Source organism: Streptomyces sp. NPDC048057, from assembly GCF_040653095.1.
GTDB lineage: Bacteria > Actinomycetota > Actinomycetes > Streptomycetales > Streptomycetaceae > Streptomyces.
On sequence record NZ_JBEZNF010000045.1, the window covers coordinates 30,992 to 46,487 of the forward strand.

Here is a 15,496-nt window from a genome sequence, read left to right on the forward strand (position 1 = left end):
CCCTTCCACGGTTTCTGACGGACCGTTAGATTTTACGGCGAGCGGGTCGCCCCAGCACAACCCCCCGTCCCCGGGGCATCCCCGAGGCATTTCCGAGGCGCCCCCTGGAGGTCGGTTCCGATGCCGCTGCCGCCCGAGTTCCACGAGATCGCCCGGCGCGTCAACAACTGGGGCCGCTGGGGCGCGGACGACGAACTGGGCACCCTCAACCTCGTCACGGACGAGGTCGTACGGGCCGCCGCCGCGACCGTCCGCACCGGCCGCCGCATCCCGCTGGCCCTGCCGCTGCACCGCGACGGCCTCCAGACGGGCCTCATCCCGGGCCGCACGAACCCCCTGCACACCATGATCCAGATCAATTACGAGATGTTCGGCCCCGACGCCGTCGCCACCAGCGACGACACCGTGACCATGGCGCTCCAGGCGGCCACGCACTGGGACGCCCTCACTCACGTCTCCCACAGCGGCAAGATCTACAACGGCCGCCCGGCGACCACCGTCACCCCGCACGACCGCGCGCGCTTCAGCGGCATCGACAAGGTCCCCCACGTGGTCTCGCGCGGCGTCCTCCTGGACGTGGCCCGCGCCAAGGGCCTCGACCGCCTACCGTCCGACCACGCCGTGACCCCCGAGGACCTTTCGGAAGCAGCCGACTTCGGCGGCGTCACCCTGAACACGGGCGACGTCCTCCTCGTCCGCACGGGCCAGATGCGGGTCCTCCTGGACGGCGACAAACACGCCTACGGCTTCCCGTCCCCGGGCCTCTCGATCCGCACGCCGGAGTGGTTCCACACCCACGACGTGTCCGCGGTCGCCACGGACACCCTCTCGTTCGAGATCATCCCCCCGGAGATCGACGACCTCTGGCTGGCGGTCCACGCCCTCGACCTCGTCGACATGGGCATGCTCCAGGGCCAGAACTGGAACCTGGAAAACTTGTCCACAGCCTGTGCACAAGAATCCCGCTACGCCTTCCTCCTCTCCGCCATGCCCGAACCCTTCCTGGGCGCCACCGGCACCCCGGTCTCCCCCGTGGCGATCCTCTAGCGGCCCGGCGCCCACAGGGCGCACCAGGAGAACCGCGCAAACAACCACAAAGCACCCCGCAGGTGCCCGGGGCGAGCGAGGCATGCGAGGGGCGTGTGGAGGCAGCTCCCCCACCCTCTGGGCGCAGGGGGAGAACGGAGCGACAAGCCCACAACGCACCCGCAGAGACCGGTCGGCCGCAGGCCGACGGAGGCGAGGGCGTCAGGGCCGCAAGAGGAACCACCCACACCCTCACGCCCAAGCCGGCCGCAGGGCATCCCGCCGCGCCTTACCGGTGCGCCCCCGCCAGCACCCGCACCCCCGCCCGCACGTCCCTCCGGTACGACGCGATCACCGGCACACCCCGGTCCACCTCGCACCAGATCGCCTTGCCGGCGCCCTCGCGCTCCCAGCCCCACCGGTCCGCGAGGCCGTCGACCAACTCCAGCCCGCGGCCGTTGGTCTCGTCGTCCTCGGCGGTGCGCCGCCGCGGCGGACGGGCGCAGTTGTCCGCGACCTCCACGCGCACCGTGCCCGCCTCCGCCTTGCCGGAACCGAAGAGCACCCGCAGCACGGCGGGGCAGCCGGTGTGCACCACGGCATTGGTGACCAGTTCGGAGATCAACAGGATCAGCGTCTCCGCCAGCGGCTCATCGTGCTGTATGCCGGATCCCACCAGCCGGGAACGCGCCCACCTTCTAGCCCGCCCCACCTCCGCGGGATCGGGCCCGACCTCCAACTGAACCTGGAGCACCTGCACTGCTCACACCATCCGAACCGGCGGACACATCGCCTCGCGCCTCGACTGGGTCTCTCCCGAGAGAGTCACCGTGCGTGACTCCCCTACGGGACAGCATGGTTGACGTACAGTCACGGCAACAAGCGCTTCGGGCATATTCCAGCACGAAGGATGACGCTTGGTGCATACTGTGCGACGCCTGCTGCAGCGAGTCGAACAGCGGCGCATGGCCCGCTCACCAGGGGTGTGAGCGGCGCACTTTCCCGCGCTCGGAGCCGCCACAGGGGCAACACCGGCGCCGTTACGCCTCGGAACGACTCGCACCTCACGGAGCGTACCGGAGCGAGTGCCCGACGACGGCCCGTGACGAGTCATCCGAAGGACACAACCCGATATCGACGCACCGTGACGTCTGATGGTGCTATAGCGACGCGACGGTCAGCGCCTGCGCCTGGACCTCCTCCGCCTCGGCGGCCCGTGGCCGCATCCGGGCCCGCACCCATGCGCGTTTGAGGTGCAGATGGACGTCCGCCTCCCAGGTGAAGCCCATGCCTCCGTGCACTTGGAGGCAGTCCCGGGCGCCCCGTACGGCCGCGTCGTCCGCGAGCAGCTTCGCACCGGCGACCTCGACGCGGTCCCCCGTGACGGCGGCCCCGTACAGCGCGGCACGAGCGACTTCCGTGCGCACCAGCATGTCGGCACACAGGTGCTTCACCGCCTGGAAGGCGCCCACCGGCCGCCCGAACTGCTCGCGCTCCTTCGCGTACCGTACGGCCAGATCGGTGACCCGGGCCGCGGTGCCCAACTGCTCGGCGGCAACGAGCAAGGCGCCCTCCACGTCCCAGCCCGCCGCCTCCCCTCCCGGGGGGACGCGGTGCAACGGCGTCAGCGGGTCCAGGGACCGCAGGGGCACGCCCCGGGACGTGTCCACGGGCGCGCCGCCCGAATCCGCGGTGACGACGGCGTCCGCCGCGGCCAGCCACGCCACCAGCCCTCCGTCTTCCCGGGCCACCACCCGCTCCCCGGTGGCCGCGCCCGGCACGACGCCGGCGGCCAGATGGGTCGCCACCAGCGGCCCGGGGACCAGGGCACGCCCCAGCTCCTCGAAGACCAGGACGGCCTCCACCCGCCCAAGGCCCACACCTCCCGTCTCCTCGGGCAACCGCAGCGCGAACACTCCGGCCTCACCGAGCGCCGCCCACACCCGACGGTCGAGGCCCGGCGACCCCGCCAGCGCGGCCCGCAGCACTTCGGCCGGGCAGACGCGCTCCAGCAGCTCGCGCGTGGCGGCCTTCAGGACCCGCTGGTCGTCGGTGAACTGGAATCGCATGTCAGGCACCGCCCTTCGGGGCCTTGGGGAGACCGAGGATGCGCTCGGCGATGATGTTCCGCTGGATCTGGGAGGTGCCGGCGGCGATGGTGTACGAGAGCGAGGACAGCCGGTCCGCGGTCCACTCACGGCCCAGGTCCAGCGCATCGGGCCCCAACACCTCCGCCGCCGCCTCGTACAGCTCCTGGCGGGCTTGGGAGTAACGGAGCTTGAAGACGGAGCCGCCGATCCCGGGCACGCCGCCGGTGGCCTGCGCCTCGCTGACGTTCCACTGGGTGAGCCGCCAGAGCGCGGTGAACTCCGCGTTCAGCCGGCCGATGCGGCGGCGCACGACCGCGTCGTCCCAGCTGCCGTTGGCTCGGGCAGCGCGGGCGACCTCCCGCAAGGTGCGGCGACAGGCGACGACCTCGCCGACGAACGCGGTGCCCCGCTCGAAGGAGAGCGTCACCATGGTGACGCGCCAACCGTCGTGCTCCGCACCGACGCGGTGCGAGACCGGGACCCGCACCTCGTCCAGGAAGACCTCGGCGAACTCCGCCGAACCGGCCAGCGTGCGCAGCGGACGAACCGTGACGCCGGGCGCGTCCATCGGCATAGCGAGCCAGGAGATCCCCCGGTGCTTGGGCGCATCGGGGTCGGTGCGCACCAGCAACTCGCACCAGTCGGCGACCTCCGCGTGCGACGTCCAGATCTTCTGCCCGGTGATCACGTACTCGTCGCCATCCCGCACCGCCCGGGTCCGCAGGGCCGCGAGGTCCGAACCGGCTTCCGGCTCGCTGAAGCCCTGGCACCAGACCTCGTCGCCGCGCAGGATGGGCTCCAGCCAGCGGTCCCGCTGCTCGGGGGTGCCCTCGGCCGCGATGGTGGGGCCGGCGTGCAGCAGTCCGACGAAGTTCGCCCCCACGTACGGCGCGCCCGCCAGCTCGGTCTCCTCCAGATAGATCAGCCGCTGAGTGGGGGGCGCGCCCCAATGGAGGCCGGCATAGCCCGCGTCGTACAACATCCGCTGCCAGAGCGTGTCGTAGGCACGTCGGGCGGGCCAGTCGTCGGGCGAGGGCTTCGGCGGGAGCTTCGGCAGGCTGACGCCGAGCCAGTCCCGCAGCCGGGCCCGGAACGCCTCTTCCTCTTCCGTAAAGCTGAGATCCAAGACGCGACCCGCCCCTCACCACAGAAATCTGACGCTGCATCAGATATTTCAGGCTAGCCGCGCACCCCTGGACCGACAAGCTCCGGAGACCTACCCTCTCGACCATCCCTGACGATGCGTCAGACACGAGGTCGGCTGGCCCGGGGTGGATGGAGGCGTACGCCCAATGCGCACGGACGACACGCAGGACACGGACGGCACGCACAGCGCAGGCGACAACGACAGGGCGCCCGACACCGACGGCAAGAACACCGCACACACGCTCAGCGACTCCCCCACCCTCTGGGACCTCGTCGCCCGACGCGCCGAGCTGACCCCGCACCGGCGTGCCCTCCTCCAGGGGGAGCGGTCGCTCACCTTCGGCGGTCTGCGCACGGCCGCCGAGGAGACCGCGGCCGGACTGTACGCCCGGGGCGTGCGGCCCGGCACGGTTGTGGCCTGGCAGCTCCCCACCACCATCGAGACCGTCGTCCTGTGCGTCGCCCTCGCCCGGCTCGGCGCCGTGCAGACCCCGATCATCCCCTTCTACCGGGACCGCGAAGTCTCCTTCGCCCTGCGCGAGTCCAAGGCGCAGCACTTCGCAGTGCCCGGGGTCTGGCGCGACTTCGACCACGGGGCGATGGCCGTCCGCATCGGAGCTCGGGGCGTCTTCGACGGCTACGGCTCGCTGCCCTCCGGCGACCCCGCGACCCTGCCGCCCCCGCCCGAAAACGGCACCGACGTCCGCTGGATCTACTGGACCTCGGGCACCACATCCGACCCCAAGGGGGTCCTGCACACCGACCGCTCCCTGATCGCGGGCGGCTCCTGCCTGGCGCACGCGCTGCAACTGACCCCCGAGGACATCGGCTCCATCGCCTTCCCCTTCGCCCACATCGGCGGAGCCGACTACCTGGTGATGCTGCTGCTGTATGGCTTCCCGGCAGTCCTCTTCGAGAAGTTCGCCCTTCCCGGCGCGCTCGACGACTACCGGCGCCACGGCGTCACCACCGCCGGCGGCTCCACGGCCTTCTACTCCCTCTTCCTCGCCGAACAGCGCAAGCGGCCCGACCGGAAACTGATCCCCACGCTGCGGCTGCTCGCCGGCGGCGGAGCGCCCAAGCCCCCGGAGCTGTACCACTCCGTCGTACGCGAGCTGGGCTGCCAACTCACTCACGGCTACGGCATGACCGAAGTACCCATGATCACGATGGGCTCCCCCGACGACTCCGTGGAGGACCTCGCCACCACCGAAGGGCGGCCACCGGCGGGAATGGAGATCCGGATCGTCGACGGTGAGGTGCGGCTGCGGGGCGAGGCCGTCTGCCGGGGCTACCTCGATCCCGTCCAGTCCGACGCCGTCTTCGACGAGGACGGCTTCCTCATCACCGGCGACCTCGGCCGTCTGACGCCGTCCGGACACCTGGTGCTCACCGGCCGCCTCAAGGACGTCATCATCCGCAAGGGCGAGAACATCTCCGCGAAGGAGGTCGAGGACCTGCTGCACACCCATCCGGACGTCGCCGACGCGGCCGTGATCGGGCTGCCGGACGACGAACGCGGCGAACGGGTCTGCGCGGTCCTGGAGCAGCGGGCCGCAAGCGCGCGGCTCGACCTCCCCACGATCACCGCCTTCCTGCGGTCCCAGGGCCTCGCCCCCTACAAACTGCCGGAGCAACTGGAGGTGGTGGACGCCCTGCCCCGCAACGACACTCTCCGGAAGGTCCTGAAGTACAAGCTGCGGGAGCGCTTCTCCTGATCCCGTGACAACGACTGCCCGGGACACGTCCCCGGCGGCCGGCGCCGAAGGCCGTGCGCCGTTCGGGGCAAGCGCCGGGCCCGTCTCCGCGGCGGCCGGCCCCCGCCACGGCAGTGTTCCTCGGCGGGGGTCACGAAGGGACGGGACGGCATGGGCGGTACGGCGCAGCATCCACCGGGGCCGCAGGCCCCGCAACCGCCCCAACCGCCGCAGCCCCCGTCGAGCGGCTCGGCGCCACCGGGCTTCAGCCGGGCCCGGCGCTGGAGCATGCTCGCGGTCCTGTGCGCCAGCCTCCTGCTGGTGGCCATGGACGCCACCATCCTGAACGTCGCACTGCCCTCCCTCATCGACGACCTGGAGCCCGATGCGCTCCAACAGCTTTGGATCATCGACGTCTACGGGCTGGTCCTCGGCGGCCTGCTCGTCACCACCGGGGGCATCGGCGACCGCTACGGCCGCAAACTGCTCTTCGTCAGCGGCTTCGTCCTCTTCGGAGCCGCCTCCGTCCTCGCCGCCACCGCGGCCTCGTCCGCGCAGCTGATCGGCGGGCGGGTGCTGCTCGCGATCGGCGGCGCCATGGTGATGCCCTCCACGCTCTCGCTGATCAGGAACATCTTCACCGACCCGCACGAACGCACGCTCGCCATCGGCGTGTGGGCCTCCGTCGCCGGCGCGGGCGCCGCGATCGGCCCCCTGGTCGGCGGTGTCCTCGTCGAGGAGTACGGATGGTCGGCGGCCTTCTGGGTCAACGTGCCCGTCGTCGTGGCGACCGTCGCGGCCGGGCTCTGGCTCCTGCCCGAGTTCAAGGACGCGGGACACGGGCGGCTCGACTGGGTCGGGGCCGTGCTCTCCGTCGTCGGCGTCATCACCCTGGCCTGGGGCATCAAACACCTCGCCAAGAACGGCGTCGAAGCGAGCGGTCCGGCCGCACTGGCCCTGGGGATCATCGCGCTGGCACTCTTCGCCCGCCGCCAACTCGCCCGACCCGACCCGCTCCTCGACGTACGGCTCTTCCGCCGCCGCGCCTTCACGGCGGCGGCACTGGCGACCCTGATGGCGATGCTCGCGATCGGCGCAGCGCTGTACCTGCTGTCGCTGTGGATGCAGTACGTCCACGGCTACTCCCCCTCACAGGCCGGTGTCCGCACCCTGCCTGCGGCGCTCGCCACGCTCGTCGGCTCGCTCTCCGCTCCCTGGCTGATGCGCCGGATCGGGGTGCGCGCCGCGATGGCCCTCGGGCTGAGCGGACTCGTCGCCGGCTTCCTCGTCCTCGCGCTGTCCCCGGAGCCGACAACGTATCCGTACGTCGCGGTGGTCCTGATCGCCCTCGGGCTCGGCGACGGCATCGCGATCACCACGGCAGCCGCGGTCCTGGTGTCGGCGGTACCTGCGGAACGCGCCGGGCAGGCCGGTGCCGTCTCGGAGACCTCGTACGAACTCGGAGTGGGCCTCGGGGTGGCGCTGCTGGGCTCCATCCACGCCGCCGCATATGCGGACCGCATGACGGGCCAACCATCGGCCGCGCAACAGTCCATCGGCGACGCCGAGCAACTGGGCGACCCCGACGTCCTGGCCGCCGCCCGGACTGCCTTCGACGCCGCGCTCACGACGACGTCATGGGTGTCCGTAGGCATCGTGGCCACCGTGACGGTCCTGGTGACGGCTTTGGTGCCGCGTCGCTTCATCGTGACCTCCTCGGGGCACTGAAGGAGCCGGAAGAACCAGAAGAATCGAAAGACGCAGAGGACTTCGAGGTCGTGGAGGTCGCGGAGGATATGGAGGTGTTGAGCGAGCTGGAGGTCAGCGCCGAAAAGTCTTGGGAGGCAAGCCCCCTGCGCTCGCTCTCATCGCCTGCGTCACCGCCCGGGGCCGCCAGCTTGCCGCTCCACAGGATCCAGATGCAGACCAGCGCCATGGGCAGCAGGGGAAACAGCGTGACCGTTATCTGACCGGGCCCGCCGCCCTTGCCGTCGCCGCCGTTCAGGACAAGGATCTCCATGAGCAGGGAGAGCACGAGATTGTTCCCCGCATGGGCGAGCGACGCGGTCCACACCGTGCGGCTGCGCACGGCGAGCGCCGCGAGCATGACTTGCTGGATGAGGAAGGCCATCGACCAGATCGCCAGCCCGAGCAGCAGATGCTCGAACTCGATGTAGCCGTTGAAGGCCAGCGGATAGTGCCACACCGCCCAGATCGCGCCCGCGACGACCACCGCCGCCAAGGGCCGTCCGTTGCACAGCCGGGGCCTGAGATAGCTGGTCCAACCGAACTCTTCGCCCCAGTAGATGGGCGTCAGAAGCAGTGCCGCGAGCATCAGCAGCGGCACCACCGCCCACCCCGGCACTCCGCCCACCCCGTCGCCGAGCTGCGTCAGGTCACCATCCCAGACACCGAGCACGCGAGCTGTCCCCAACGCCGTGACGGCAAAAGCCAACGGCCCGAGCCAGGCCAGCAGATAGTGCTTCCACGCACGGCGGAAACGAGGGCGGAGCCCGGCATCGGCGAAGCCTTCGCCCGTGGCGAGGCGGGCGACCACCGCGCCGAGAGCGGGCATGCAGCCGAAGATGATCTGCCCGAACGGGTTCAGCGGAGAGAGGTCGGTGAACAGCGGCAGGAACATCCCCACCCACGCGCCACCGAAAGTGATCAACAAGAACACCCACAACCCGCGGGTGCGGTCCTTCCTCGATAGTGGTGTGGCCTTGGTCGGGACGACGTACGTCATGGCGTGCAGACCTTCTCTCCCATGGGCATGACTGTGGATTTCTGCGGCTCGTGGGGCACGCAGCATGTCGACCACTGTCCGCCGGCCGGCCGGCCGCCACATCGCGATCGTGAGCGAGATTGGATCTCCCTCACCTGGGGGAGGCGGCATCGCGCAGCCATCTGCAAAATCGGAGAGGTGTGGAAGAGCAAACAGGCCCACGACCGTCCCTCATCCCTGCCAACACCTCCGACTCGTCCAGCCACCCGTCCGGACTCTCCAGCGCGTGCGATAACCCGCCCGCGTCAACACCTCGCAGGCCATGCGGGCCTGTCGGGCCGCTCGGTGCGCCAGCACCTTCGCCCTCGACATACCGTGCGCGGCCTCGGGCACGTCGTCGTTGGCACGTGCATCGGTCTCATCGCGCTGCTGACCGCGCTCCTCTTCTTGGGAGCCAGCACCCGCACGTGGTCCTCCGGCTGGCGCACGCTCGCCGTCGGCGCGCTCGCGGCGGACCTCGTCGTGATCTGCGGGCTGCTGCACTCCGCCCGCCGCCGTGCCGTGTGGCTGGCCAACGCGTCGCTCGGCACCGAGCTGCCCGCGCCCACCCGTGCGGAGGCGCCCGAGCGGCTGCGTACGGGAGCGTGGTTGCTGGTGAGTTCAGTCGTCGGCGGATGCGTGACGGTGGTGGCGGCGATATCGACCGCCGTTGCGCTCCTCTCCATCGCGGTGTGGCTCAACGGCGGTGGGGAGGACCTTCGCTTCCTCACCGTGAGTACGGACGTCGCGGCGGGGTGGCACGGAGCGTGGACGGTGCCGCTGGCCGTTGTCGCGCTGCTGTTCACCTGGTTCGTCGTCGCTCTGGGCACCGCAGCGCTCCATTGGCTCGCGCCGCTGTTCATCGGGCCGGGACAGGCCGAGCGGGTGGCCGCGTTGGAAGAGCGGATGCGCGTGCTGGCGGAGGGCAATCGTCTGGCGCAGGAGCTGCATGACTCCATCGGCCACACCCTCACCGCCGCCACGATCCAGGCAGCGGTGGCCGGTGAGTTGATGGACAGCGACCCGGCAGCCGCACGGCGCGCCCTCAACAGCATCGAAGAGACCTCGCGCGACGCACTGGACGACCTGGACCACGTTCTGGGTGCCTTGCGGCGGGGCGGTGGCGCCCCGGCCGCGACCGTGGTCGGGCCCACGCTGGCCGAGCTGCCCGCGCTGGTCGACCGAGTGCACCAGGTCGGCGTCGAGGTCCAGATAGAAATCAGTGGCGAGCTGGAACGGATCCCGAGCCCCGTCTCCCGGGAGGCGTACCGGATCGTGCAGGAGGGGCTGACGAACGGGCTGCGCCACGCGGTCGAGCCCACCATGGAGTTGCGACTGACTGTGACATCGGACCGGTTGGAGGTCGAGTTGACCAACGAGATACCGAAGTCCGCCGTCCGACGGTTCCGCCCGGCCCGGGCCGACCGTCTCGGCTACGGACTGAAGAATCTGGAGGAACGAGTCAGCCTGTTGCGCGGTGACCTCGACTGCGGCCCCACGCCCGACGGCCGTTGGCGGCTCGCCGCCAGCCTCCCGCTGCACCCGGAGCCATGACCCACGGACGAGGAGAGGAGGGGTCGATGAACGACACCACTGCCCCGACCGCACGCGCACCATCGCCCCAGCCCACACCCGTCACTGCGACCGCAGCCACGGCCACCCCACCAAGCCCCTCACCCGCACCCGCCGGCACGACAACGGCCTCGGCGTTGGCGTTGGCGCCGGGGCCGGGGCCGGGGCCAGATACGGAGACTGAGGCAGACGCGGGGTCAGCTGGTGCCGTCACCGTGCTCATCGCGGACGACGAGGAGTTGACCCGCACCGGTCTGCGGACGCTGCTGTCGGCGAAGCCACAGCTCGACGTGGTCGGTGAGGCCGCTGACGGGACGGAGGTGCTGCCGCTGGTGGCCGAGTTGCGGCCGGACGTGGTCCTGATGGACGTCCGCATGCCCGGCATGGACGGCATCGAGGCCACGCGGCGGCTGCGGGCCGAGTTGGACGAGCCGCCGAAGGTCGTGGTGATCACCACGTTCGAGAGCGACCAGTACGTGTACGAAGCGCTGCGCGCCGGCGCGGACGGGTTCGTACTGAAACGGGCGCCGTCGGACCGCATCGCCCGCGCCGTCCACCTGGTCGCCACGGACGACTCGCTCCTCTTTCCGGACGCGGTCCGCCGGCTGGTGACCGCCCGCCCGGCGTCGGCGGTACCGCCCTTGCCGCTACCGCTCACCGGGCGGGAGCAGGACACCCTGCGGCTGATGGCGAAGGGGCTGTCCAACCCGGAGATCGCGCAGCGGCTCGTGGTCAGCCTGGAGACCGTCAAGACGCATGTGAGCAACGTCCTGATGAAGCTCGATGCGCAGAACCGCACACAGGCGGTCGTGATGGCGTACGAATCGGGCCTGGTGATCCCCGGGGAGGACTATGTGAACGGCGGTTGAACGGAACAAAATGCTCCTGAACGGAACACGCCCCGGGGGCACTGACCGGAAGCCATCGGAAGCCAACGGGAGCGCCCGGAAGCCACCCGAAGCTTCCAGCAGCTCCCGGGCTCCACCAGAAGTTCCCAGCTCCGCTTAGAGCCCCCGGCTCCGTCGGGAGTTCCAGGGAGTTCCAGGCCCCACCAGGAGTTAGGGCTGCTCCGGCGTCACGTAGTAGGAGGCGAAGGCTCGTAGGACCTCGTCCTCGCCGATGCGGCCGTCGCCGTCGGTGTCCAGGGCGGTGGCGACCTGGGCCGTCACCTCGGTGCCGACGCCCAGGACTCGTAGGACCCGCTCGGCCGCTGCGGGGGTCATGCCCTGACCGTCGGCGTCGGCCACGGCGATCACGGCGCTCAGGAAGGGGCGGGCGATCTCCGCGAAGCGCTCGGGGTTGTCGCGGAGGCGCTTCACCGCCCCGGTGACGAACTCCTGGCGGCTGACGCGCTGGTCGCCGTCCACGTCGGCGATGCCGGCCATGCCCTGCCAGAACGCCTCGGCGCCGTTGTAGAGGGCCTGCCCCTTGTCGCAGCGGGGAGTGGTGGAGAACTCGGCGAGCAGGCGGGCCGCCGCCCCGCTGAAGTCCTCGCGGTCGATGTAGCCGTTGCCGTCCTGATCGAATGCGGCGAAGCGAGACGCGATCTTGCGCTCGTACTCTGCGCTGTCCATGCGGGGAGCGTACGGCCCCGGGAGGCTGACGCGTGCAAGTACCCGCCAATTGCCTGCTCGGGAACGTGAAACCAACCACAGGTGAAGGGGTGATCACAGTTTCGAAGGCGAGGTCGCCGGGCGTCGCTCGGGATCCCCCAGGGTCCCGCTCGGGGTCCCCTTCGGGCCTCGAACGGGAGCACTTCGGGGCCGAAGTCCCTCTACCACCTCAACCCTCCTTCGGGGGCGCACTTGGAGCAAAGGGGCGTGCGGGCATCGTCACGCGCATTACATTCGTTGACGGGGAAAGGACATCGAGGGCACCAACTGCATCGTGACGCTCCGTGGGACACCGCGGAGAGCGGCGCACGGCGCGAGGGTCGGTGTCCACAGGCAAGGGCGGTACGCGCGAGCAAGGCTTGGGGGACGGAACGGATGGCGAAGGACACGCAGCCGCGCTGGGACCGCAAGATGCAGCAGCGGCTCGCCAGGGGCGAGGCCGCGGCACTCGGCGAGCTGTACGACAAGCTCGCCTCCCTCGTGCACAGCCTGGCCCATCGGGTGCTCGACGACGACGAGGCGGCCGACCAGGTGACCCGTGAGGTGTTCGGTTACGTCTGGGAGCATCCGGACGAGTACGACCCCAAGCAGGGTTCCCTGCGGTCCTGGGTCGCCAAGCTGACCAACCAGCACTCCGTGTCGCGACTGCGTCGCACCGGTGCCGCCGCGCTCGCGGACGGCGGCACGGGCACCACCGAGGAGTTGGAGAAGCGGGTGCGCAGGGCGGCGGCCGAGGCCCGGGCCGACTACATACGCACCTCGATGCCCGCTCCCCTGCGCAAGGCGCTGGAGCTGGCCTACTTCGAGCGACGTGACTACCGACAGACCGCAGCGCATCTGGGAGTGACCGATGACGAGGCCAGGCGCAGACTACGGCTCGGCCTCCAGTTGCTGTCCACGGCGCACACGCGGCCCGTGGAGGGCTCGTCACCCCCTGGATACGGGCGCTCCCTGTGATGGCGCACTGGGACGACGGCGACGGCGAGCACGAGGAGGTGCAGGGCGTACCCCGCATACCCGCCCCCCGGCGGGCCGGTGACGGCCTCGCGCCGCCCCCGCGTCGGAAGGACTCCGGGGTGCCCCGGCCCAGGAGGAACGTCGCACCACGCGTCCCCCCGCCTCCCCCAGCGCCCACGTCGCGCCAGACCTCCCCGCCCGCCAACGGAACCACGCCAGCCGACCGACCGGCCGAGGCCGATATGCCCGAAACACCAGAGTCAGCAGCAGCAACGGACGAACGAGAAGAGCCGGCGAAGACCGCGGGTGCCGAAGGCACGGGCGACAGCCCGGAGGTAGCCGACCGCGCCGTGCCCGCGTCGCCGCCCTCCCACGGCGTGCTCAAGTCCCTGCTCGGCGCATGGGCCCTGTCCGCCTGCTCCGCCGAGGAGACCGCCGCCGTCGACGCGCACCTGAAGGTCTGTGCTCCCTGCCACGACGAGGCACAGCGGCTGCGCGGCGCCGTCGAGTTGCTGCACACCGAACGCGAGCTCGACCTTCCGCCCTCGCTGCGCTTCCGGGTGCTGGAGAACTGCCTCGGTCGCCGGCCCGCCCGCATCCCGGTGCCCGACTGGGCCACGCCGTACGACGCGGAGACCGCCCGGCTGGACGCACTGCTGCGGGACATCGGCGACGCCGAGTGGGACGCACCCCTGCACCTGCTGTGGTTCGACGGCCGCGAGTCGGTGCGGCGCATGACCACCGTCGGCGGCGTCATCGGCCATCTGATGACCGTCGACGGACTCGTGGCGAACGCCCTCGGTCTCGACGACCCGCTCGGCCGCGACGGCCCGAAGCCGCCGACGGAGCGCACCGAGAAGTTCTGGCGCTCCGAGAACCTCCCCACCGGGCGCGCCGCGCACCGCCTGTGGCGGGCGCAGAGCCACACCCTCATCCGTACGGTGTCCTTCGCGGCGCACGGCGCGGCCGAGATGTCCGTGTCGTACGGGGACTTCTCGCTGCCGCTGCGGGACGCGCTCGTCGACCGCGCCTTCGAGTGCTGGATCCACGCCGACGACATCGCGGACGCGGTGGACTATCCGTACGACCCGCCGCGCGGTGCGCACCTCAAGCGGATGATCGACCTGGTGGCACGGCTGTTGCCGGCGACGCTCGCCGCGCGCAGGCGGGCCGGGCTCGCCGGGCCGGTGAAGGAGTTGGTGGCCGCGGGAGCGCCGGGGCGTTCGGTGCGGCTGGAGGTGGAGGGCGCGGGCGGCGGCGACTGGTACATCTCGCTCGACTCGCCGGCGGCCCTCGGCTCCCCGGACCGCGCGGTGGCGCAGGTCGCCCTCGAAGGGGTGGAGTTCTGCAAGCTGGTCGCCGGGCACGTGCCGCCGGAGGAGGCGGCGGTCGGTCAGTACGGAGACCGCGAGGCGATTCGGGACGTGCTCTTCGCAGCCGCGTCGCTCAGCCGCATGTGACACGCCGACCCGACCCGACCCAACCGACCCGACCGACCCGACCGACCCGGCCTGCCGCACCGCCCGACGCGCACCACGACCGACGGTCCGGTGGACGTCAGGCGAAGACGACCGTACGGCTGCCGTTCAGCAGGATCCGGTGCTCCGCGTGCCACTTCACCGCACGCGCCAGCGCCTGGCACTCGACGTCCCGGCCCACCGCCACCAGCTGCTCCGGCGTGAGGTCGTGGCCGACCCGTTCGACCTCCTGCTCGATGATCGGGCCCTCGTCGAGGTCGGCGGTGACGTAGTGCGCCGTCGCGCCGATCAGCTTCACGCCGCGGGCGTGCGCCTGGTGGTAGGGCTTGGCACCCTTGAAGCTCGGCAGGAAGGAGTGGTGGATGTTGATGATCCGGCCGCTGAGCTGCTTGCACAGGTCGTCGGAGAGCACCTGCATGTAGCGGGCGAGCACCACCAGCTCGACGTCCAGCTCCCGCACCAGCTCCAGCAGCGCGCCCTCGGCCTCTGCCTTGTTGTCCTTGGTGACCGGCATGTGGTGGAAGGGGATGCCGTACGAGCCGACCAGCTCGGCGAAGTCCCGGTGGTTGGAGACCACGGCCGCGATCTCGACCGGCAGGGCGCCGATCCGGGAGCGGAAGAGCAGGTCGTTCAGGCAGTGGCCGAACTTGCTGACCATCAGCACGACCCGCATGGGCTCGTCGGCGAGGTGGATCTGCCAGTCCATCTGGAAGGCGTCGCCGACGGCGGCGAAGCTGGCCCGCAGCTTGTCCACGGTCACGTGCGGCTCGGCGGAGAAGTGCACCCGCATGAAGAACAGACCCGTGTCCTGGTCCCCGAACTGCTGGCTGTCCTCGATGTTGCACCCGGTGATGAAGAGGTAACTCGACACGGCGTGCACGATGCCCTGTTTGTCCGGGCAGGAGAGCGTCAGAACGTACTGGTCCGTCATCCTCGTAGCGTGCCACACCGGCCGCCCCGGAGGCGCTCACGTCCGCCGTGCGGACAGGCGGAACATTCACGGACAAAAGCCATGCAATCGGCAGCACGGTGCCCCGTGCGGTGCGCCCGGGCGCGACCTAGGGCGTGTCTTATGGATCAGGCTGGATCAGGGAGCGGGGTCTGGTGCCGTGGATCTCAAGGCGGAGGAGGGAGCCAATGCGGAGTATTGGCG

The 15,496-nt window shown here is 70.8% G+C and carries 13 protein-coding genes; 7 read left to right on the forward strand and 6 right to left on the reverse strand.

Translation table 11 applies throughout. The annotated features are described in order from the left end of the window. Nucleotides 1–120 precede the first annotated feature (120 nt). On the forward strand, nt 121–1,047 hold the full coding sequence (locus tag AB0E05_RS34085) for a cyclase family protein (protein ID WP_361971030.1): 927 nt from the start codon (nt 121–123) through the stop codon (nt 1,045–1,047). Between the two features lie 268 nt (nt 1,048–1,315). On the opposite strand, the gene AB0E05_RS34090 is transcribed toward AB0E05_RS34085, so the two are convergent. The 3 genes from AB0E05_RS34090 to AB0E05_RS34100 all read right to left on the reverse strand — a co-directional run bounded on the left by AB0E05_RS34090 (nt 1,316) and on the right by AB0E05_RS34100 (nt 4,242). After that, nucleotides 1,316–1,786: an ATP-binding protein gene (locus AB0E05_RS34090; protein WP_361971031.1), complete on the reverse strand. Its 471-nt coding sequence runs from the start codon at nt 1,784–1,786 to the stop codon at nt 1,316–1,318. Between the two features lie 400 nt (nt 1,787–2,186). Beyond that, the gene (locus tag AB0E05_RS34095) at nt 2,187–3,095 is read right to left on the reverse strand and encodes an acyl-CoA dehydrogenase family protein (RefSeq protein WP_361971033.1); all 909 of its coding nucleotides are present in this window, start codon (nt 3,093–3,095) and stop codon (nt 2,187–2,189) included. 1 nt (nt 3,096) lies between these two features. Continuing rightward, nucleotides 3,097–4,242 carry an acyl-CoA dehydrogenase family protein gene (locus AB0E05_RS34100; protein WP_361971035.1) on the reverse strand — a complete coding sequence of 382 codons (1,146 nt, stop codon included), beginning with the start codon at nt 4,240–4,242 and terminating at the stop codon, nt 3,097–3,099. A 166-nt stretch (nt 4,243–4,408) separates the two neighbouring features. Between AB0E05_RS34100 and AB0E05_RS34105 the strand changes: the two genes are divergently transcribed. Together AB0E05_RS34105 and AB0E05_RS34110 are read left to right on the forward strand one after the other, a co-directional pair. Further along, nucleotides 4,409–5,980, forward strand: a complete 1,572-nt coding sequence (locus tag AB0E05_RS34105) for an AMP-binding protein (protein WP_361971038.1) — start codon at nt 4,409–4,411, stop codon at nt 5,978–5,980. A gap of 150 nt (nt 5,981–6,130) precedes the next feature. Then, nucleotides 6,131–7,687, forward strand: coding sequence for an MFS transporter (locus tag AB0E05_RS34110; RefSeq protein ID WP_361971040.1), 1,557 nt, complete (start codon nt 6,131–6,133; stop codon nt 7,685–7,687). Here AB0E05_RS34110 and AB0E05_RS34115 read toward each other — a convergent pair. Then, the gene (locus AB0E05_RS34115; protein ID WP_361971041.1) at nt 7,662–8,705 is read right to left on the reverse strand and encodes a CPBP family intramembrane glutamic endopeptidase; all 1,044 of its coding nucleotides are present in this window, start codon (nt 8,703–8,705) and stop codon (nt 7,662–7,664) included. The genes AB0E05_RS34110 and AB0E05_RS34115 overlap by 26 nt on opposite strands. A gap of 426 nt (nt 8,706–9,131) precedes the next feature. Here AB0E05_RS34115 and AB0E05_RS34120 point away from each other — a divergent pair, with 426 nt between their 5' ends. Then, nucleotides 9,132–10,277, forward strand: coding sequence for a histidine kinase (locus AB0E05_RS34120; protein WP_361971043.1), 1,146 nt, complete (start codon nt 9,132–9,134; stop codon nt 10,275–10,277). A 233-nt stretch (nt 10,278–10,510) separates the two neighbouring features. Continuing rightward, on the forward strand, nt 10,511–11,164 hold the full coding sequence (locus tag AB0E05_RS34125; protein ID WP_361971045.1) for a response regulator transcription factor: 654 nt from the start codon (nt 10,511–10,513) through the stop codon (nt 11,162–11,164). A 189-nt stretch (nt 11,165–11,353) separates the two neighbouring features. Here AB0E05_RS34125 and AB0E05_RS34130 read toward each other — a convergent pair whose 3' ends face one another. Further along, nucleotides 11,354–11,869, reverse strand: coding sequence for an EF-hand domain-containing protein (locus tag AB0E05_RS34130; protein ID WP_361971047.1), 516 nt, complete (start codon nt 11,867–11,869; stop codon nt 11,354–11,356). A 414-nt stretch (nt 11,870–12,283) separates the two neighbouring features. On the opposite strand from AB0E05_RS34130, the gene AB0E05_RS34135 reads away from it, so the two are divergent. After that, nucleotides 12,284–12,865 (forward strand): sigma-70 family RNA polymerase sigma factor, encoded by a 582-nt coding sequence (locus AB0E05_RS34135; RefSeq protein ID WP_361971049.1) that lies wholly within the window; start codon nt 12,284–12,286, stop codon nt 12,863–12,865. Then, nucleotides 12,865–14,325 carry a zf-HC2 domain-containing protein gene (locus AB0E05_RS34140; protein WP_361971051.1) on the forward strand — a complete coding sequence of 487 codons (1,461 nt, stop codon included), beginning with the start codon at nt 12,865–12,867 and terminating at the stop codon, nt 14,323–14,325. The genes AB0E05_RS34135 and AB0E05_RS34140 overlap by 1 nt, the downstream gene beginning before the upstream one ends. Before the next feature lie 97 nt (nt 14,326–14,422). Here AB0E05_RS34140 and purU read toward each other — a convergent pair whose 3' ends face one another. Next, nucleotides 14,423–15,274 carry a formyltetrahydrofolate deformylase gene (purU, locus tag AB0E05_RS34145; RefSeq protein ID WP_361971053.1) on the reverse strand — a complete coding sequence of 284 codons (852 nt, stop codon included), beginning with the start codon at nt 15,272–15,274 and terminating at the stop codon, nt 14,423–14,425. Nucleotides 15,275–15,496 lie beyond the last annotated feature (222 nt).